17 protein-coding genes are annotated in these 19384 nt (G+C 39.5%); 1 reads left to right on the top strand and 16 read right to left on the bottom strand.

The window, feature by feature from the left end:
- Window positions 1-136 precede the first annotated feature (136 nt).
- Both ilvD and MKS83_RS00970 read right to left on the bottom strand, forming a co-directional pair.
- Complete coding sequence (ilvD, locus tag MKS83_RS00975) at window positions 137-1822, bottom strand: dihydroxy-acid dehydratase (protein WP_240581577.1); 1686 nt, start codon at window positions 1820-1822, stop codon at window positions 137-139.
- Window positions 1815-2717: a branched-chain amino acid transaminase gene (locus tag MKS83_RS00970; protein ID WP_240581576.1), complete on the bottom strand. Its 903-nt coding sequence runs from the start codon at window positions 2715-2717 to the stop codon at window positions 1815-1817. Before MKS83_RS00970 ends, ilvD begins: the two co-directional genes overlap by 8 nt.
- Before the next feature lie 555 nt (window positions 2718-3272).
- Between MKS83_RS00970 and MKS83_RS00965 the strand changes: the two genes are divergently transcribed.
- Window positions 3273-4832, top strand: coding sequence for a sigma-54 interaction domain-containing protein (locus MKS83_RS00965; RefSeq protein WP_240581575.1), 1560 nt, complete (start codon window positions 3273-3275; stop codon window positions 4830-4832).
- On the opposite strand, the gene MKS83_RS00960 is transcribed toward MKS83_RS00965, so the two are convergent.
- The 14 genes from MKS83_RS00960 to zwf all read right to left on the bottom strand — a co-directional run bounded on the left by MKS83_RS00960 (window position 4811) and on the right by zwf (window position 19381).
- Complete coding sequence (locus tag MKS83_RS00960; protein ID WP_240581574.1) at window positions 4811-5452, bottom strand: TMEM175 family protein; 642 nt, start codon at window positions 5450-5452, stop codon at window positions 4811-4813. The two genes, MKS83_RS00965 and MKS83_RS00960, sit on opposite strands and share 22 nt — an antisense overlap.
- Before the next feature lie 116 nt (window positions 5453-5568).
- Window positions 5569-6921 carry a sigma-54-dependent transcriptional regulator gene (locus MKS83_RS00955; protein WP_240581573.1) on the bottom strand — a complete coding sequence of 451 codons (1353 nt, stop codon included), beginning with the start codon at window positions 6919-6921 and terminating at the stop codon, window positions 5569-5571.
- A gap of 12 nt (window positions 6922-6933) precedes the next feature.
- Entirely contained in the window at window positions 6934-9201 is a 2268-nt protein-coding gene (locus MKS83_RS00950; protein ID WP_240581572.1) for a sensor histidine kinase, read from the bottom strand.
- A gap of 45 nt (window positions 9202-9246) precedes the next feature.
- Window positions 9247-9912 (bottom strand): YoaK family protein, encoded by a 666-nt coding sequence (locus MKS83_RS00945; RefSeq protein ID WP_240581571.1) that lies wholly within the window; start codon window positions 9910-9912, stop codon window positions 9247-9249.
- Window positions 9913-9916: 4 nt separating this feature from the next.
- A complete protein-coding gene (locus MKS83_RS00940) occupies window positions 9917-10390 on the bottom strand; it encodes a Dps family protein (protein WP_240581570.1) in 474 nt (157 codons plus the stop codon).
- A gap of 1 nt (window position 10391) precedes the next feature.
- On the bottom strand, window positions 10392-10817 hold the full coding sequence (locus MKS83_RS00935) for a DoxX family protein (RefSeq protein ID WP_240581569.1): 426 nt from the start codon (window positions 10815-10817) through the stop codon (window positions 10392-10394).
- Between the two features lie 12 nt (window positions 10818-10829).
- Window positions 10830-12719: an amidohydrolase gene (locus MKS83_RS00930; protein WP_240581568.1), complete on the bottom strand. Its 1890-nt coding sequence runs from the start codon at window positions 12717-12719 to the stop codon at window positions 10830-10832.
- Between the two features lie 6 nt (window positions 12720-12725).
- Complete coding sequence (locus MKS83_RS00925) at window positions 12726-13469, bottom strand: M17 family peptidase N-terminal domain-containing protein (RefSeq protein ID WP_240581567.1); 744 nt, start codon at window positions 13467-13469, stop codon at window positions 12726-12728.
- 20 nt (window positions 13470-13489) lie between these two features.
- Window positions 13490-14875 (bottom strand): alginate export family protein, encoded by a 1386-nt coding sequence (locus MKS83_RS00920; RefSeq protein WP_240581566.1) that lies wholly within the window; start codon window positions 14873-14875, stop codon window positions 13490-13492.
- A gap of 19 nt (window positions 14876-14894) precedes the next feature.
- Entirely contained in the window at window positions 14895-15527 is a 633-nt protein-coding gene (locus MKS83_RS00915; protein ID WP_002978754.1) for a hydrolase, read from the bottom strand.
- 32 nt (window positions 15528-15559) lie between these two features.
- Window positions 15560-15871, bottom strand: coding sequence for a hypothetical protein (locus MKS83_RS00910; RefSeq protein ID WP_002978753.1), 312 nt, complete (start codon window positions 15869-15871; stop codon window positions 15560-15562).
- A 16-nt stretch (window positions 15872-15887) separates the two neighbouring features.
- Window positions 15888-16709, bottom strand: a complete 822-nt coding sequence (locus tag MKS83_RS00905) for an alpha/beta fold hydrolase (protein ID WP_142015756.1) — start codon at window positions 16707-16709, stop codon at window positions 15888-15890.
- A 462-nt stretch (window positions 16710-17171) separates the two neighbouring features.
- The gene (pgl, locus tag MKS83_RS00900; RefSeq protein ID WP_240581565.1) at window positions 17172-17882 is read right to left on the bottom strand and encodes a 6-phosphogluconolactonase; all 711 of its coding nucleotides are present in this window, start codon (window positions 17880-17882) and stop codon (window positions 17172-17174) included.
- A 17-nt stretch (window positions 17883-17899) separates the two neighbouring features.
- Window positions 17900-19381, bottom strand: coding sequence for a glucose-6-phosphate dehydrogenase (gene zwf, locus MKS83_RS00895; protein WP_240581564.1), 1482 nt, complete (start codon window positions 19379-19381; stop codon window positions 17900-17902).
- Between the last annotated feature and the right edge of the window lie 3 nt (window positions 19382-19384).

Genomic DNA, 19384 nt, shown 5'->3' with positions numbered 1-19384 from the left:
ACGATTGCAGCCCGGCTTGAACGGAGCTCTTTTTGCGATTGCTAATAGTTCAACTTATTGCTTCATTTCGTTCGCAAAAAAGCGGGAGTGGAAGACGGAAATAGCTGCCCCAAATAATATCTTATTCATCATTATCTTATAAATCGGTGACACAGCCTTGTGAGGCATCTGCTACAGATTTGGCATATTTGTACAACACCCCGCTTTTTACTTTGTATTCAGGTTGTTGGAATTCGGCTTTTCTTTTGGCAATTTCTTCATCCGACAACAATGCGTTGATGGTATTTTTTTCAGCATCCAATTCAATCACATCTCCATCTTTAATTAAGCCAATCAATCCTCCGGCAAAAGCTTCCGGTGTGATATGACCGACCACGAAACCGTGCGTTCCTCCTGAAAATCTTCCGTCGGTAATCAATGCGACATTTTTACCTAAACCTGAACCCATCAAAGCGGAAGTTGGTTTCAGCATTTCCGGCATTCCGGGTGCGCCTTTTGGGCCTTCATTTTTGATTACCACGACGTTTCCTTCCTGAATTTTTTTATCTTCGATACCTTTGATGAATTCTTTTTCGCCATCAAAAACTATTGCTGTACCTTTGAAATAAGCGCCTTCTTTTCCTGTGATTTTTGCAACAGAACCTTTCTCAGCAAGATTTCCGTACATAATTCTGATGTGTCCGGTTTCTTTGATTGGATTTTTGATATCGTGAATGATGTTTTGCTGTCTGTCGATAATTGAAGTGACGTGTTCCAGATTTTCCGCAATGGTTTTTCCCGTAACCGTCAAACAATCACCGTGAAGCAAGCCTAAATCCAACAGATATTTCATAACAGCAGGAACGCCGCCCACTTTGTGAAGGTCTTCCATCAGATATTTACCACTTGGCTTAAGGTCGGCTAAAAACGGTGTTTCGTCGCTGATTCTCTGAAAATCATCTAAAGTCAAATCGTAACCGATGGATTTTGCAATGGCTATAAAATGGAGAACCGCATTGGTACTTCCACCCAGAATCATAATTAATCTCAAAGCATTTTCAAATGCTTTTGGCGTCATAATATCAGATGGTTTGATGTCTTTTTCTAAAAGAATTTTAATGTAATGCCCGGCAAACTGACATTCTTCTTTTTTTTCACGACTGAGAGCTGGATAAGATGAAGAATAGGGCAAGCTCATTCCCAAAGCTTCGATTGCGGAAGCCATTGTATTGGCGGTGTACATTCCGCCACAAGCTCCTGCACTTGGGCAGGAATTCTGAATCACACCCTGGAAATCTTCTTCGGAAATTTTACCTGCGATTTTATTTCCCAACGCTTCGAAAGCTGAAACGATATTCAAATCTTCGCCTTTGTAATGTCCCGGCGCAATACTTCCGCCATAAACCATTATCGAAGGTCGGTCAAGACGCGCCATCGCCATCAGAGAACCCGGCATATTTTTGTCGCATCCGGGTACGGTAATCAATCCGTCGTAATATTGTCCTGCGCAAACCGCTTCGATGGAATCTGCAATGATGTCGCGACTTACAAGGGAATAACGCATTCCGTCGGTTCCGTTGGTCATTCCGTCGCTGATTCCGATGGTGTGGAACATTAATCCAACCAGATTTTGTTCTTTCACCCCTTTTTTTACAATCTCCGCAAGACTATTGAGATGCATATTACAAGTATTGCCATCATAGCCCATACTTGCAATTCCAATCTGTGCTTTGTCAAAATCCTCTTTTTGAAAGCCAATGCCATAAAACATTGCCTGAGTTGCAGGCTGCGTCGGGTCTTTCGTCAATGTTTTGGAATATTTGTTCAATTCTACGTTACACATATTGTAAGTTTGATTTCAGGTATGAATAATCTTCTTCTAACACCAAATGACGATAAGCCGTTTGAATTTTGGCTGATAAACTGTCTTTCCAATTCAGTTTGAAAGGAACGTTATCCAAAGAATCCAATGCTACAATTTCGGCTGCTGTTCCACAGAAAAATCCTACGTCTGCACCTTGCATTTCTTCCGGTTTGAAGAATTTTTCTTCGTAAGGGATTCCCAGATTATCACAGATTTCAAAAACTGTCGCTCTTGTAATTCCCGGAAGAATACTTCCTTTTGCAGGTGTAAAAAGTTTTCCGTCTTTCTCGAAGAAGATATTGGCTCCTGAACTTTCAGCTACATTTCCGTCAGCATCCAGAACCAACGCTTCATCAAACCCTTTGTCTTTTGCTTCCTGACAAGCTAAAATAGAATTGACATAATGACCGCTGACTTTTGCTTCTACTTTGAAAGCTTTTGGATTTGGACGTTCAAACGATGATGTCATAATTCTCATTTTGTTGGCGAGATAACCGTTATCCCAGTTCCAAACTTCGATGACAAGATAACTTTTTTGCCCTTTTGATAATGCCATATTTGGAGAGCAAATGACAATCGGACGGATATATGCATTACTCAGATTATTAATTTCCAATAATTTGTAAGTTGCTTCTACCATTTCTTCGGTAGAATAATCAAAAGGCATCATCATCGTTTCGGCAGACTTTCTAAGTCTGTCGTAATGTTCCTCTGCTTTGAAAATTTTGGTTCCATTGGCTGTCTTATAAGATTTAATCCCTTCAAAAACAGCATATCCGTAGTGTAAGGATTGGCCGTACAAGTCGGTCTTGGCTTCTTTTGCTTTCACATATTCCCCATCAAAGAAGAGAACACTGTCGTCATTGTAATACATTTTGTGTTGATTTTTTATGTTTGTTATTTGTCTGTTTTAAATAAAAAAACCACTCTCGTGATGAGAGTGGTCTGTAGTATTTCAATTTCAAAAATTATCACAAGCCATCACTCACCACCGGAATCCGATAATGCTAATAATGACAATAATAATTACTGAATAACTCATCTTTTTGTTTTGAACGGTACAAATGTATAAACTTTATTGAATTTTCAATACAAAAATCAAATTATAAATATCAAAAACCTATAAAACATTTATTTTAATACGATATTCATTAAAATGAAATTACAATATAAAACCCTGATTTTCAATTAGTTAAACCTTTACAAATTACGATGTCAAAAATTTCATGTAGAGTCCTAGCGAGATTTAAAAGCCGTTGATATCAACAAAGATATTTTAAAATTTATTTTAAGGGTAAAGCGAGCCCTGCCTCAATACTTTTACTTAATGTTTCAAAAGTAAAAGGCTCTTTATTTCATATTTTCTAGTAATTCACCTGTAGATATTTTTCAATTTTCCTATCTTTAAACTTTCAAGTAAGAATTTTCTATGAGTAAGCCTTCTGATCCCAATGCAGAAATGATGAAACGCCTGCAGGAAATGCAGAAAGAACAGCTTATGATTTCCCGTTTAACCAAAGAGTTGTCTACCATTTTAGATAAGAAACAGCTTCAGCTTGTTATCAACACATCTTTCAAAACTGAACTGGGATCCAATGATTGTATGATGATCAGGGATGTAAAAGGAAATATTGAAATATTCGGTAACGGGACTGAAAATCAGATTCATACCACAGACCAACAGCTTGACAGGTATGTAAAAAATTGTCTTGATTCTGCGGAGCCTCTTCTTTTTGATCTGAAAGAATTGTCACCTCTTCCTTCCTGTTTTACCGAAGCTAAAAATTCGGGGATGCGGATGGCTGTCGGATTGGGTCTTCCTGCTGTCAGTGAAAGTAAAAATGCACTCTTTCTTTTCTACAAAAGCTTTATTTCAAGAGATACAATTCCGGAAAGGATTTTAAACGGCATTTCTACCCAGCTTTCCATTACCCTTCATAACATTGATGTTCAGGAGCAACTGAAAACATTTCAGGGAAATATCCGGGACTTTCCGAAAGAAGTTGAAGAAGAAAAGAAAAGCGAACACGGCTTTCAGGGAATTGTGGGGCAAAGCGAAGCCATACAGCTCATTTTTGAACAGATCTCACAGGTAGCTCCATCGCAATCCAATGTGATTATCTTTGGAGAGACGGGTACGGGAAAAGAGCTTATAGCACAGGCGGTTCATGAACTTTCAAAATTTTCGGGAAAGAAAATGATCAGGATAAACTGTGCTGCTATTCCTGCCAATTTAATAGAATCTGAGCTGTTCGGACACGAAAAAGGAAGTTTTACCGGAGCAACAGAACAGCGGAAAGGAAAGTTTGAACAGGCACACAACAGTACTATTTTCCTGGATGAAATTGGTGAACTTCCTCTGGAATTACAAGCCAGGCTTCTGAGAGTTCTTCAGGAAAAAGAAATCGAAAGAATCGGCGGAAACAAAAGAATAAAAGTAAATGTACGGATCATTACGGCCACCAACAGAAATCTTGAAAAAGAAGTGGCGGAAGGCCGGTTCAGAAGTGATCTTTTTTACAGGCTGAATGTATTTCCTATCCATCTTCCTGCCTTACGGGAAAGAAAAGAGGATATTCCTTTGCTGGCAGACTATTTCCTTGAGAAATTATACCCGAAAACAGGCAAAAAGATTAATGGCTTTTCTCAGAATGTAATAAAAATGATGATTGCCAATCCATGGCCTGGTAATATCCGTGAAATGGAAAATATGGTTGAAAGAAGTATGCTGACGGCAAAAGGAGATTTGATCAGGGAAATGGATTTTCCGAAAGTTATGAACGCTCAAAACTCAGAACAGGATTTTCAGATTAAAACGCTGCAGGAATTTGAAAAGGAATATATTTTAAAAATAATCAAAAAATGTAACGGCCGTATTTTCGGGGAAACAGGTGCTGCAAAGCTGCTGGGATTACCACCTACAACGCTTATTTCCAAAATGCAAAAGCTCGGAATAGAGAAAAAGCACTATTTCAGGGGATCTGAATAATGTTTGTCAAGCCCCATCTCTATTTTCCCTGAAGACAACGCCCAAAAAATCCAGAGTCCTAAAATGATCATGAGGGAAACTGCCGGTATCCAGAATGAAAAGATTAATGCAATAACATAGATGGGAAGCCCGTACAGGTAATTATTATGGATTTTCTTTATAGCCGCATCGGTAATGCCGGGGCGTAAAAGTTTTTTATTCCGGGTGGCCAGAAACCATAATAAATTATAAGCAAGATTGATCATGACAAAAATACCGGTATAGAGGGCTACAACAACAGAGGAAGCTTCACCGTCAAAATACCTTGCCAGCAAAGCGGTAGGATAAGAAACTGCCGAAACCAGGAAAAGAATCAGTCCATTGGCAAACATAATTGCCGAATTCCGGCTGTAGATCTGTTTGAAAATCTTATGATGGTTCACCCACATGATAAAAATGCTAAAAAATGAAAGGATAAATGCCAGAAATGCTGGCCACTGATTCTTCAGAAAGACCAGCAGATCATTCCCGTTTTGTATTGAATGTTCTTCAGGAAAATGAAGATCTAACACTAAAAGAGTAATGGCTATTGCAAAAACTGCATCACTGAATCCTTCTATTCTGAGTGTTTCTTTTTCCATAATTGTCTGATTGATTTATGATTGTAAAGACATAATGATTTTGTCCTCAAATTATTTGAAGAATTATGATTAAAAAATTGAAAGAAAATATGGTCTCCGGCTAGCTTTCCCCTGAATTATTTATAGCCTTTTTCAATTCCCAGTTTTTTCATTTTGGAATATAAAGTCTGTGGCTGTATTTTCAGCAGCTCTGCAGCACCGCCGGGTCCGGAAACTTTTCCGCCGGAAGACTGAAGTGCATTCATAATATGATCTCTTTCCATATCTTCCAATGATTTTAGCGGCCCTTGTGTTTCTGTAGGTTTTTCAACGATTTTTGGCAGATCAAAGCTTTCTATTTCTGTGGTTTTGGCCAGAAGAACACTTCTTTCAATAAGATGCTCTAGCTCACGGATATTTCCCGGCCAGTGATAATTCAACAGCTGTTCCAGTGCTTTTTCACTGATGGATGTGATATTTCTTCTTGAGGCAGCTGCATATTTGTTCAGGAAAAAATGGGCCAGCAATACGATATCTTCCTTTCGTTCTCTCAACGGAGGCAGTTCAATTGGGAAAACATTCAAACGGTAATACAAATCCAGTCTGAATCTTCCTTCTGCCACTTCTTTTTCTAGAGAACGGTTGGTCGCTGCCACAATTCTTACATTTACTTTAATCGTGTTGTTTCCTCCCAGCCGTTCGATTTCTTTCTCCTGTAAAACTCTCAGCAGTTTAACCTGCGAATCCAATGGCAGCTCTCCTATTTCATCCAGGAAGACAGTCCCTCCATTAGCCTGTTCAAATTTTCCGATCCTCAATGTATTGGCTCCGGTAAAGCTTCCTTTTTCATGCCCGAAAAGCTCGGATTCGATAAGCGCATGCGGCAGTGCGGCACAGTTGACTACAACAATAGGATGAGCCCTGCGGTCTGAAAGCTCATGAACGGAGTGAGCCACTTTTTCCTTACCCGTTCCGCTTTCCCCGACCACCAGAACAGAGGTATCTGTAGGGGCAACTATTCTTATTTTTTCAACGACATCCTGAAGCACCTTGCTTTTCCCGATAATTCCTTCAATCACTTCGTTATTTCCGGTATCAGTACACAATTCACAGCCTCTTTCCATATCATAGCGGTATCTGGCAATGTCAAGCATAACAATCATATCACGCTCCCGGAAAGGCTTTACCATAAACCCGTAGGGCTGTGTCTCCTTCACTGCTTCCAGGGTAGACTGGTTGGTATTGGCTGAAATATAAAGAAAAGGCAGGTTCATTTCACGCAGTTCCCAGGCAAGATCGATTCCTGTAAGGTCACCTTTTAAGATGATATCAAGAAGTACCCAATCCGGCTTATTATCTGCAATCAGTTTTCTGGCCTGAACCACTGAAGATGCAATTCCCGTGACTTGATAACCGCCCTTCATTAGCATCAGTTTCAGATCATTGGCTACAATAAATTCATCTTCTACAATTAATATTTTTTCTTTCATAATAATCAGCCTTTAATTTGAAGGAGTTATTTCTGTATTTTTTCTGAAGGTAATCGTCACTTTTAAGCCCCCTTTGTTTTCGAGGTGGAAGGTTCCGTCCAGCTGATCGGTAAGCCCGCGCATCAGATTCATTCCCAAAGATTCTGTTTCCTCAATATTAAAATCTTCGGGAAGTCCTACTCCATTATCTGAAATCATCAGTTCACAAAGATCTTCGCCGGTATTTTTGAATGAAACAAAAACTTCCCCTTTCCGGTCATCCGGAAATGCATATTTTACGGTATTATTGACCGCTTCATTGACGATCAAACCCATAGGAACCGCCTGTGCGACATCAAGAAACACTTTATCGGTATCTACTGTAAAGTTGATTTTCCTGTCAGATGAATAACATTCTTTGATATAGGTAATCAGCTCATAAATATACCACGACATGTCAATCATTGAAAGATTGTCAGACTGATAAAGCTTCTGGTGGATCAGAGACATGGCATGCATTCTGTGCTGGCTGTTCTGGATGGCCATCAGGGCATCTTCATTATCCAGATAAGCCGACTGCGTATTGAGCAGGCTGATCACAATCTGCAGATTATTTTTAACCCTGTGATGGATTTCCTTTAAGAGCCATTCTTTCTCGGAAAGTAATTTTTTCAGCTGTTCGTTCTGTTCATCAATCTGCTTACGCTTCAGTTCAAGGTTTTTATTGGCGTTACTTTTTAATCTTGAACGGTTATACAGCAAGGCTGCAAAAAGGATCAGCGCAAGAATGCTTCCGATAAAAACATATTTGATAAAAGTATCATTCGCAATTTTAATATCCTGCAGTTTTGCTTTCTGGGTTAGCAGCTGAATGTTTTTATCCTTCTGCTCTGTTTCAAACTGAATTTTAAGGCTGTTGATCTGCTTGCTTTTTTCACCGTTAAAAACAGAATCGGAAAGCTTTTTGTACAGCTGATAATGCTGTATGGCATCAAGGTATTTTCCCTGTATGGAATCTGCTTTGAACCACATCAAATGATTTTCTGAACGGAGCATATCATTCCCGTTATTTTTGGCTATCGAATCAAAAAGTCTGGCTTCACGATACATTTTATTAAAATTCCGGGTCTGGTAGTGATAGAAAACAAAGCTTCGCAGCAATGAGGCCTGCTGGTTATTTTTCTCTGCATTTTCACCATAATAGGCTACCAGTTTTTTGTAGTACGCCTCAGCTTCGTTAAACTGCTTTAGAATAGTGTACGTACTGAACAGGATATAATTCTCTGACATTTCAAAATTCTGATCTACAATAGGATACTTTTCTCTGTATTCCTGAATCATGGTAATGGCCTGCTTAAATTTTTTCTGCCTGATCAGCATCGTAGAAATATTATTGGCCACCGTTCTGATATAGCTGTTATCTTTGTTTTTCTTTGCCGTGGCCAGTGATTTTTCCCAATACTTCATGGCATCGTCATTCTTACGGAGATAATAATACACCATTCCGATATTGCTATAAATAGAGCACATCTGCAAAGAATAATCATTCACACTTTCGGCTGTTTTTTCTGCCAGAAGGCCATAACGGAGCGCTTCCTCATAATCCGCCTTCTGAATTTCAACCTGGGAGATAAGATTGTACACACTCTGTAATTCTCTGAATTTCACAGACTGATAAACAGACAGGGATTCTTTAAGCAAGCCAAGAGCCTTATCAGAATTTTCTTTGATATAGTAAAGCTCACCAAGATCTTTTAAAACGCCTGCCTGATTCAGTTTTGATCCTGAATTCTTAAATAGTTCCAACGCTTTTTCTTTCAGTTTGATTTTAGTATCAAAATACTCAGGTTTATTGTCATACATATATGATAATTCATTGTATGCTTCTCCGGCCTGCTCCTTAAATTGATGGGTTTCAAAATAAGAAAGAGCCTCTTTCATTCTGGAAAAAGCAATCGTTTTACGGCCTCTTTCTTTATCTATTTTGGCATCCAGAAAGATGAGTTTTCCGGCAGACATCGGATTCCCGGATTTCATATTCAGTACTTTTGCCTGTCTGTTCAGAATAGCGGCACTGTCGAGGTCAGCTTTCAACTCTCCTTTTTTGGTAATGTAATAGTTACTCAGGCGCAGCAATAAAGCGATTTTCTGAGTCGTATTGCCGGAAGAAGAAATCTGTTTTCTCAACAGTGCAGGATTTTCTTGGGTCTGTGCTTTTATACTGCATGAAAAGATCAAAACCAACGAAAAAAATACTATTCTTAGTAGATTTTTAGATAAAAAATAAAGGCCGAAATTCATTTTTTAAAGGTAATCTATTATCCTGTAATCTGCCATAGTCCTGTGCTAGTTTTTGCGGTGGTAAAAATAGCAGATGATCATTGCCAATCCCGGTAAAATCAATGTTACCAGTCCGAACTGTTTTCCTGCATAAGCTCCTAAAAAACAACCTACCAGAAATCCAAGAATGGTAATCAGCTGCTTCTTCAGACTTGCCAATGCTTCAGGGTGGTGAAAGCCACTTGACAGAAGCGTTCCGAAATCCAGGGAAGCCTGGGTTACATTTCCTGTCATCATGGTAGTCGGGCCATGGGTTTCTTTTGCATAAAGTTTTCCGAAAGCATTCTGAAGTCCCATTGCAAAAACGGTAATCATAGCCACAGTATACATCACAACTTCTGAAAATGTTCCGTAATAACTGAAAACGGCAACAATAATTCCGGCCGACAAAAGCAGTGCTCCTTCCCAGAATAACAGCGTATAATGATTGATGACTTTCCCGGCAATCCTCCCTCCTGCCATAACCGCAAGAATAAAGACCGGAAACGTAAGCAGCTTTACCCAGGCATGAATATCCGATCCCTTCACAAACTGATAGGCAAATACAATAAAGTTCCCTGTAACATGCGCCGAAAAAAGGGCATCTGCTGATACAAAAGTCACGGTATCACAGTATCCGGCAATCATGGTTAACAATAAGGTAACAAAGCCGATATTATGTTTTACTTCCATTTTTCTATTTTAAATGTGAGCGGAGCATCCAGGCCATTTTCTCATGGGCTTCCAGCAATCCTGTGATATAGTCGCTTGTCCCTGAATCGCGGAATTCAACAGCGAAGTTTTCAATATTTTCACGAAGATGAATGATGATACTTTCGTGGTCAGAAAGAAGCTCTCTGATGTAAGTCAGGCTGTCGTTCGATTCAAGATGGTGCTCAGACAGATGCGTTAATGCCAGATACTCCCTTAAAGTGGCCGGAGCATAATGTCCTAACATTCTGATTCTCTCCGCTAAACGGTCAATGATTTCGTCCAGCTCTTCATACTGTGACTCGAAAAACAGATGTTTATTATAAAAGTCGTGACCTTCGACATTCCAATGTGCTTTTCTTGTTTTGGTATACAATACAAATTCGTCTGCTAAAGTGGTAACAAGCACTTCAGCAACTTTTGCTAAATTTTCGTTTTTAATTCCTATTGAAGTTTTCATTTTATAAAATATTTAATAAGTAATAATCAAGTGAATATCTTCCTGCTCCCAAGGCAAGAATCAGTAACAGGGAAAGGGTGTACATAAAAGGAACATCCCGTACTTCCTGTGAATCTTTTCTGTGAACTACAAAATATCCGATAGCCGTCACACCAATGGTCGGTAAAACTGCAAGCCTGGTTCCCAGTCCTGAAATAATCAGAAACGGAACCACCAGATCAGCAAATGAAGCGACTATGGCATTGAGTTTATCAGGTAATCCCAGAGGATTTGGAATCACTTCCCTCTGTCCGTTTTCCAACCTGAATTTCTTTAAACCGTGCACTCTGAACAATTGAATAGCAAGCAGTACCCGGAAAACCAGGAATGAAGCATCATTGAATGGTGAACCTAAATCTGATGAAAGGATCTGTTTTAAAATTTCCATATGTATTGATAGTTAAAAAGCAAAGCACGAACAGCCTAAAGCTCCCCAGAATGTGTGATAATTATTAACAGGCACATTGCTCATCCTTGCCTGGTTATGGTTATGATGATGGATATCGCAGCTTCCTGCACAGCTGTGAATTTGCGAAGCTAACGGAGCTTTTAAATCTTGTTTCGCATTTTTTTTGATTTCTTTCTGAAAATGTCCTCCTGCAGGGTAATATCCGTTATAAAGATTCGTTGGAGACCAATCCGGAAGCACAGGAATAGATGGTGGTGCATAGGATGAGAATGTTCCTTTTGCATAGACTATTTTCCCGTCTACAATGGTCATTTCCGCTTCAATATTTTTGATCTCTTCATCATCAACCATGAAATAATCCTGATCAAGAACTGCCAGATCAGCAAACATTCCTACTTTGATATCGCCTTTTTTCTGCTGTTCCTGAGAAAACCATGCGCTGCCTTTTGTATAGAGCTCCAATGCGGTTGATCTGTCCAGCTTTGTTTCATGATACAATTGAAGTCCGCCAACAGTTTTTCCTGCAGTCAGCCAATACATGGAAACCCACGGATTGTAGCTGCTTACTCTTGTAGCATCCGAACCTCCGCCTACAGGAACTCCCATTTCCAGCATTTTTTTTACGGGTGGTGTACTTTCTGCGGCACCAGAACCATAACGGTCTGCAAAATATTCTCCCTGGTAAGCCATTCTGCTCTGGATAGCGATTCCGCCGCCAAGCATTTTCACCCTTTCAATATTCTTTTCATCAATGGTTTCTGCATGATCAAAAATCCATGGAAGACCATTAAAGGGAATATCGCGGTTTACTTTTTCAAAAACATTTAAAAACCGGGTGATGCTTTCATTGTAGGTTGCATGAAGCCTGAATGGCCAGCGGTTTTCTACCAGTAAACGGACTACTTTTTCAAGATCTGCTTCCATGTTTTCAGGCAGATCCGGCCTTGGCTGAAGAAAATCTTCAAAATCGGCTGCCGAAAATACCAGCATCTCTCCTGCCCCGTTGTGACGGTACATGTCATCGCCCTGATATAATTTTACGGTGTCTATCCAATCGCTGAAATCTTCAAATTCATGCTTTGGTTTCTGGGTAAAAAGATTATAGGCAATTCTTACGGTAAGCTGTTTTTTCTCATTCAGTTCGTTCACTACCTGATAATCATCCGGGAAGTTCTGGAATCCTCCGCCGGCATCAATGACGCTGGTAATTCCGAAACGGTTCAGTTCTGTCATAAAATGTCTGGTAGAATTCAGCTGGTGGTCGTAGGAAAGCTTCGGGCCTTTTGCCAGTGTTGAATATAAGATCATGGCATTGGGTGTCGCAATAATCAGCCCTGTGGGTTCACCGTTAGCATCTCTTTCAATATGTCCGCCTGCCGGAGCCGGGGTGTCTTTGGTAAATCCTACCGCTTTCAATGCTGCCCTGTTCATTAAAGCCCTGTCGTATAAATGCAGGATAAAAACAGGTGTTTCCGGGGCAATGGCATTAATTTCCTCCAAAGTAGGCATCCTTCTTTCTGCAAACTGGAATTCGGACCATCCTCCCACAACACGTACCCATTGCGGAGAAGGCGTACGGTCTACCTGGTCTTTTAACATTCTGAGCGCATCGGCCAGTGACGGAACTCCGTCCCATCTTAATTCCAGGTTGTAATTCAATCCGCCACGGATCAGGTGAATATGAGAATCATTGATTCCCGGCACCACTCTTTTCTTTTTAAGATCAATCAGTTCTGTGGATTCATCTGCGAACTGATCTGCCAGTCCGTCATTTCCAACTGCAATAATTTTCCCGTCTTTAATGGCCACTGCAGAAACTTCCGGAGTTTCTTTATTGAAAGTGTGGATTTTTCCGTTGTATACGATAAGGTCTGCTTTCATCTTTAATTATTTGGTGTTCAACTTTGAAATCGCCTCCTGAATTCCTCCTCCGGCAACAGTGAAAAAAGATGGCCCGGCCAATAGAATCAGTTTTTTTAATTTCATTTTATCGGATAAATGCTGAGTATTTAAATAAGACTGTGTACGATAAGCATCAAAAGCACCCAGAACTACATTTTCTGCCACTAAAGCGGTTGGAGAATCAATTCCGGCATCTTTGATATCGCTGGCAAATGATGCGGTATGTACCTGCAGTTTCAAAGCTTCTCTCATGGCAACACTTCCTACTTCTTTCATGAGTCCGGCATCGAAAGAGTTTCTGTTACCCAAGCCGATCAACAGCAGTTTTCCGGAGGCAAGGCTTCCTTTCGGAGGATTAATTAATAAGGTTTCCAGGGCATGTCCTTTGAACTGTCCTTTTTTACGGACTTCTGTAATAATTCCTTTTAATGCTTCATCCAGATGAACCATTCCGTTCAGTTCTTTGGGAAGCGCCGGCGGATTGAAAATATCTCCTTCCGTATACTCGAAAACACAGGCAATCTGCAAATCTGCTTTGGCCGCAGAAGGTCCCTGTACCAGCCCTACAATAGAAACTCCGTCAACAGTTCCCCATGTTTTTGAGGTTCCAATAGCTGTTTTTTCTGCAACAGCCTGAGCTGAAACGAAGTTGGTTCCCGCAGTTGCCAACACCAATGCTGTAAAGATTGTTTTTGACCAATTGATGTATTTTGAAATTGAATTTTGCATAATAAATGATTTAGTAATGATTAAAGTTTGAATCCCAGCCTGATATTCCAGAAAACACCGCTTTTTGCATCCTGAATGATATCTTCAATAAAAGGCCCTTTGTGGAAATACTGAAGTCCGCTCACCAAAGAGAAATGTTTGTTGAAATTATAAGTGAAACTCATTAAATAAGCGGTTCCGATATACCTTTCATCTGAGCTGCTTCCGGGACGGCTCAGTGCCCCGCTCGGCCGGTAGACTCCGTCGTTCAGGGAATATCGCCAGTTGAAGACAACATCCATCTGCATTTTGAGTTTGGAAGTCAGATCAAGGGTCATATACGGATGAATATCAATTAAATTGACAGGACCCACCTGCGGGCTGAAGCCGAAATAGCCTCCTTTCGGATATAAAGGATTAAATGTATTGAGCTTTCCGTCGTTTTTTGAATGATCTCCTGATATATAATCGTTTCTCAGATTGATACTTGGCCTGAATATAAAGTTTTCAAAAAGATAACCTATATCTATAGATCCTGTCCACGCACTGATCTTTTCATTTCCGAAACGTCCGAACTGATAGGCTGCTTCCAGGTTATAAATAAATCCGCCGCCATATTTCCAGAGTCTTCCGCCAACCGTATGCCTTTTTTCTCTGGCAGTTCCTGCTTCAAAAACAGATTCGTCTCTACGGATTCCTAGATAATACAGATCCAGATTTCCGGCTTCAGGAATAATAATTTTGGAATAAAGTCCCCAAAGATTAAGCTGCTTTGAAACGGTATTATCAAAAACGCCGGTTCTGACAGAGTCTGCCATCATCGCAAAAGCATCTACGGAAATATTTTTAGAGGAATACATGATTTTAGCTCCTGTAAAAGACAGCCTTGCATTTGGTCCTTCCCTTACAGAAATTAATCTGCCGGAACCGTAGTCCAGCTCCTGTCTTCCCAGTCTCAATATCAGCTTCTGATCTTCCTTATTCACCAGGCCTGCATCCAGAAAGAGATTCTGAATATTCAGCTGATCTTCATCAATGCCTCTTGAACCGTTTTTTCTTCCGTTTTGTAAAGCACTTCTGATCTGTGAAAATATTCTGAAGTTTTCCCCGAAATGCCAGTCTGCATGAAGGTCATAGCGCTGGAGAAAAAAGTCGTTGTGTCCTATGTTAAGCCTTCCCCAATCTTCGTTGTTGAAATCCACATATTCAAACCTTGCTTCGCCACCCAATGAGAGATAGATATCTTTCTTTTCATTGAGAGGAAGATATTTAATTTTATCATAGCTCTTTGTGGAATCTTTCAGGTATTCATAATTTTCGTCATACCGCAGAAGTTTAAAGCTCTGGGACGAGAACGTTTCAGAACATAAAAGAACTGTTATGAAAATAGCTTTTAAAAACAGTATTGAAGGTGCAGATTTCAACATTGAAAATGGTATATGAATTTTAGTGATTCAGCATATGGTGAGCATAATGGATTCCCAATCCGTAAGAAGCTCCATATTTTTTCATCAGGTCAGTTACAGGACCATAGGTTTCCTGGCGTGCCCAGTCTCTCTGAAGTTCCAGGATATACTGAATGGAAGTCATGGGCTTTACTCCGGAATGGATCATTCTCTGTACGGCTCTTTCGTGCGCTTCATCACTTACGTCTCCGCAGGCATCGGTAATGACATACACGTCATAGCCTTCCTCAAGTGCAGATAATGCAGGACCCACAATACAAACGCCTGTCCATAATCCTGCGAAAACCAGCTTCTGTTTCTGTGTTCCCACAATTGCTTTATAAGCGGCTTCATCTTCCCATGTATTCATAGTAGTTCTGTCGATATATCCTGATGTTGCCATAGGAAATGCTTCCTCAATTTCAGGGAAAACAGGACCCGAAAAACTTTGTTCAGCAACTGTGGTGACGATAGTCGGAACATTGAATATTTTAGAAGCACCACACAGTACCGCAACATTATTGCGTAGCTCATTCATGGAGATACTTTTGGTGGCAAATGCCATTTGTCCTTCAAAATCAATCAGTACCAGTGCATGATTTTCAGGGGAAAGTAGTTTTGATGATGGTTTCATAAAGTTTATTTTATTAAATAATTGGGGTTAAGTTAATTGGATGATAGTTTTCTGATGAGTTCTGTACTTACAGTATCGGCGTAAATTCCGTAAGCGCTCGTCAGGATGCCTTTTACAGAATACTTGTCGGAAGCGATGCCGTAGACTACTTCTTCATCTCCCTGATCGGTATCTCCTTCAAAGCGGAATGTGTATCGTATTTTAAAGTCTTCCGGAGAGACATCAAGAAAATTATTGAGCCTGATGCAATCATTTTTAAGATTAAAATCTTCTGTATATCCGTTTTGATTAAGCCACTGAACGGCCTCAGTCAACGTATCAAAAGCTGGCTGTATTGTATTCATTTATAAGGAATGCTGATTATTCTGTGATAAAAGCTAAAATATCTTTATTGATGGTTGGATGCTCTGTAGTCGGCATACCGTGAGGGAAACCAGGATAGGTGATCAGTTTTCCGTTCTTCAGTAATTTGGCTGATTTTATCGCTGAATTTTCAATCGGTACAATCTGGTCATCTTCACCGTGAAGAACCAATACCGGAATATCAACAGCTTTTAAATCTTCGGTTAAATCTGTTTCTGAAAAGGCTTTGATCCCATCATAATGAGCAACAATGCCACCCATCAGTCCCTGTCTCCACCAATTTCTCTGTACGCCGTCTTTTACATCAGCACCTTCTCTGTTGTAACCGTAGAAAGGAATAGTAAGGTCATAGTAAAACTGGTTCCTGTTGTTCATCGTCTGTTCCCTGATATTGTCAAAAACTTCCATAGGAACACCGTCAGGATTGTTTTCACTTTTCACCATTACCGGTGGAATGGCGCTGATCAGAACCGCTTTCTTAGCTCTTCCATTGGAATATTTGTTAACATAACGGATCACTTCACCACCACCAGTCGAGTGCCCGATGTGGACAACATCTTTCAGATCTAAGAATTCAACCAGTTCTGCGGCATCAGAAGCATACTGTTCAATAGTGTGATTGTAGATATTCTGGCTGGAGCGTCCGTGGCCTCTTCTGTCGTGGGTAACCACTCTGTAGCCTTTCTGTAAAAAGAAAATCACCTGTGCATCCCAATCGTCTGATGATAAAGGCCATCCGTGGTGAAACATTAATACAGGCCCCTGCCCCTGATCTTTGTAAAAAATTTCTGTTCCGTCTTTTAATGTTAATGTGCTCATTGTTGTACTATTTTTTTGAATTAAACTTATGAGCATAATGCCAAAAAATAACCAAAACAACAAAACAATTGATTTTCAATACATTATTAAAAACAACCAGCAAATTAAACTACGAAATATCGTATTTTTATGATTCAACTATTACTATTTATATAAGAACATATAAAACTTAGTCATAAGCGATAAAATCTTGAGAAAAAATATTAATGAAGATTAAGCCATCGTTATCCTAGCGCTGACAATATAACGAATCTATATTGTGGTAAGTATTAGGTAAAATATTACGGACACAGTAGAAAGAGGCTATTACTGATCTTGTAATAGCCTCTTTTTCGAAAAACCAAGTTAAAATGGTCATTGTCTTTTCATCTAAGGATTAGTCGATTACTCTGTTCGACATATCTTTTCAGATAGCAACCTGATCAACTAATTTTTTCTGCATATTTTGTATATAGTAAAGCTTTAAATCCCAGCTTCTTTATCAGTAAAAATCTGAACTCCTGCTTTCTTCTCAATTAACTGTAGCGGATATAGTTCAGGATTGTATGTACCATTGAGAACTTCATTCAAAGCATGTTTTTTGGATTTACCAAATGTGATAATCAGAATATTTTCGGCTTTATTGATGATAGGTTCAGTCAAAGTAATTCTGAACATTTCCTGTGGCTTCAGATAATAGGCATCAACCCATTTTTCTTTTTCTTGTAAAATCTTTTCACCCGGAAACAGAGAAGCTGTGTGGCCATCATCACCCATTCCTAATAGGATAAAATCGAAAATACCGTCAGCTCCCAAAACATTTCTGATTTGATCTTCGTATTCTTTAGCATAATCTTCAGGCTCAATTCCGTCTTTATACATCGGGAAAATCTGATTTTCATTAACTGGAACTTTATCCAAAAGCGCTTCCAAAGTCATTTTGAAATTACTTTTCTCATCTTCAAGAGAAACCCATCTTTCATCTACCCAAAAAAAATAGATTTTATTCCAAATTATTTTATCTGCATATTCGGGACTAGCTAATAAGCTAAAAATTGCTTTCGGTGAAGAACCGCCACTCAATGCGACCACAAACTTATCATGCTTCTGAATTGCTTTTTTCGAAAGCTCAACAAATGTATCTGCTGCTTTTTTATATAAAACATCCAGATTATTAAATATTGTAATATTCATTTACTTTTAATTAAATTTTAAACCCACTGATGTCCCTGTCTCTCTACCAATGCATCACTGTCATCAGGTCCCCAGCTTCCTGAAGCATAATTCGGGAACGATGGATCTTTGGTCTGTTCCCAGGTTTCCTGAATCGTTTTGATAACATCCCAAGCCTCTTCTACCTGATCCGAGCGCATAAACAGTGTAAGGTCTCCCACAAGTGCTTCCAGCAAAAGTGTTTCATAAGCTTCGGGAGTATCGGTCTGACAGGCAAAATTGTCAAAAATCATTTCCACAGGTTTAAGCTCTAAAGACAAGCCTGGCTTTTTAGACATAAACTGCAATCTGATGTCCATTTGTGGCTGGATATTAATAACCAATCGGTTAGCCGACAGAAGTGAAGAACTTTCTGAAAACGTAGAATTTGGAAGTGGCTTAAACTGAATCGTTATATAAGAATGCTTTTCTTTCATCTTCTTTCCGGTACGAACATAAAAAGGAACATCCTGCCATCTTTCATTATCCAGATAAAACTTGATAGCGACAAATGTTTCCGTATTGGAATCAGGGGCAATCCCCTCTTCCTGGCGATAGCCGTTTACTTTTAGTCCATTTATTTTGCCTCGTCCGTACTGTCCTCTTACCGCATAATGATCTACTTTCTCGGGAGAAATTCTACGGATTGATTTTAAAACATCAACTTTACGATCCCTGATCTCACCAGATTCGAGTGAAGCAGGAGGCTCCATAGCAACCATGCAAAGAATTTGCAAAAGATGGTTCTGGATCATATCGCGCAAAGCTCCTGTCTGCTCATAAAAACTGGCTCTTGTTTCCACTCCTACTTCTTCGGCAACCGTAATCTGCACCGATTCTATATGTCTGTGATTCCATAGCGGTTCAAAAATTGAATTTCCAAACCTGAATGCCAAAATATTCTGAACCGTTTCTTTACCTAAATAATGATCGATACGATAAATCTGTTCTTCCTGAAAAGTTTGTGAAAGAAGATTATTCAGCTCAATGGCAGATTCTTTATTGTGACCAAAAGGTTTTTCGATAATAATTCGATCTTTTTCAGGGTCAGATGCTATTGACGTATTTTTAAGATGATTTGAAATTACCGATACAAAGTTTGGTGCAATGGACAAATAGAAAAGTCTGTTCCCTCTCATTCCATACACTTTATCAAAATTTTCCAGTTTCTGATATAAATTCTGATAAGAGCTTTCTTCATCAAGCTGATGCTTAAAATAGCTGATGTGAGCCTGAAAACCAGCCCAATCTTCCTTGGTTACAGTCTTCCTGGAAAAACTCTCCAGATTTTCTTTAATATAAGCTCTGAATTTTTCATCCGTATTTTCGGCTCTTCCTAAAGCTAAAATATTAAAACCTTTTGGCATTCTGCCATCGATATATAAATTGTAAAAGGCAGGAAAAAGCTTTCTTTTTGCCAAATCTCCTGTTGCACCAAAAATAACAATAGTCGTTGGATGCAGGATTGTATTATCACTCATTTT

Origin of the sequence: Chryseobacterium sp. Y16C, from assembly GCF_022488405.1 — a bacterium.
GTDB classification, from domain to species: Bacteria; Bacteroidota; Bacteroidia; order Flavobacteriales; family Weeksellaceae; genus Chryseobacterium; species Chryseobacterium geocarposphaerae.
The sequence above is the reverse complement of the archived record's forward strand: the minus strand, read 5'-3'. Positions and strand labels throughout refer to the sequence as shown.

Coding starts and splice junctions, on each gene's coding strand:
- ilvD (WP_240581577.1), bottom strand. CDS start 1,822: ATGTGTAACGTAGAATTGAACAAATATTCCAAAACATTGACGAAAGAC.
- MKS83_RS00970 (WP_240581576.1), bottom strand. CDS start 2,717: ATGTATTACAATGACGACAGTGTTCTCTTCTTTGATGGGGAATATGTG.
- MKS83_RS00965 (WP_240581575.1), top strand. CDS start 3,273: ATGAGTAAGCCTTCTGATCCCAATGCAGAAATGATGAAACGCCTGCAG.
- MKS83_RS00960 (WP_240581574.1), bottom strand. CDS start 5,452: ATGGAAAAAGAAACACTCAGAATAGAAGGATTCAGTGATGCAGTTTTT.
- MKS83_RS00955 (WP_240581573.1), bottom strand. CDS start 6,921: ATGAAAGAAAAAATATTAATTGTAGAAGATGAATTTATTGTAGCCAAT.
- MKS83_RS00950 (WP_240581572.1), bottom strand. CDS start 9,201: ATGAATTTCGGCCTTTATTTTTTATCTAAAAATCTACTAAGAATAGTA.
- MKS83_RS00945 (WP_240581571.1), bottom strand. CDS start 9,912: ATGGAAGTAAAACATAATATCGGCTTTGTTACCTTATTGTTAACCATG.
- MKS83_RS00940 (WP_240581570.1), bottom strand. CDS start 10,390: ATGAAAACTTCAATAGGAATTAAAAACGAAAATTTAGCAAAAGTTGCT.
- MKS83_RS00935 (WP_240581569.1), bottom strand. CDS start 10,817: ATGGAAATTTTAAAACAGATCCTTTCATCAGATTTAGGTTCACCATTC.
- MKS83_RS00930 (WP_240581568.1), bottom strand. CDS start 12,719: ATGAAAGCAGACCTTATCGTATACAACGGAAAAATCCACACTTTCAAT.
- MKS83_RS00925 (WP_240581567.1), bottom strand. CDS start 13,469: ATGCAAAATTCAATTTCAAAATACATCAATTGGTCAAAAACAATCTTT.
- MKS83_RS00920 (WP_240581566.1), bottom strand. CDS start 14,875: ATGTTGAAATCTGCACCTTCAATACTGTTTTTAAAAGCTATTTTCATA.
- MKS83_RS00915 (WP_002978754.1), bottom strand. CDS start 15,527: ATGAAACCATCATCAAAACTACTTTCCCCTGAAAATCATGCACTGGTA.
- MKS83_RS00910 (WP_002978753.1), bottom strand. CDS start 15,871: ATGAATACAATACAGCCAGCTTTTGATACGTTGACTGAGGCCGTTCAG.
- MKS83_RS00905 (WP_142015756.1), bottom strand. CDS start 16,709: ATGAGCACATTAACATTAAAAGACGGAACAGAAATTTTTTACAAAGAT.
- pgl (WP_240581565.1), bottom strand. CDS start 17,882: ATGAATATTACAATATTTAATAATCTGGATGTTTTATATAAAAAAGCA.
- zwf (WP_240581564.1), bottom strand. CDS start 19,381: ATGAGTGATAATACAATCCTGCATCCAACGACTATTGTTATTTTTGGT.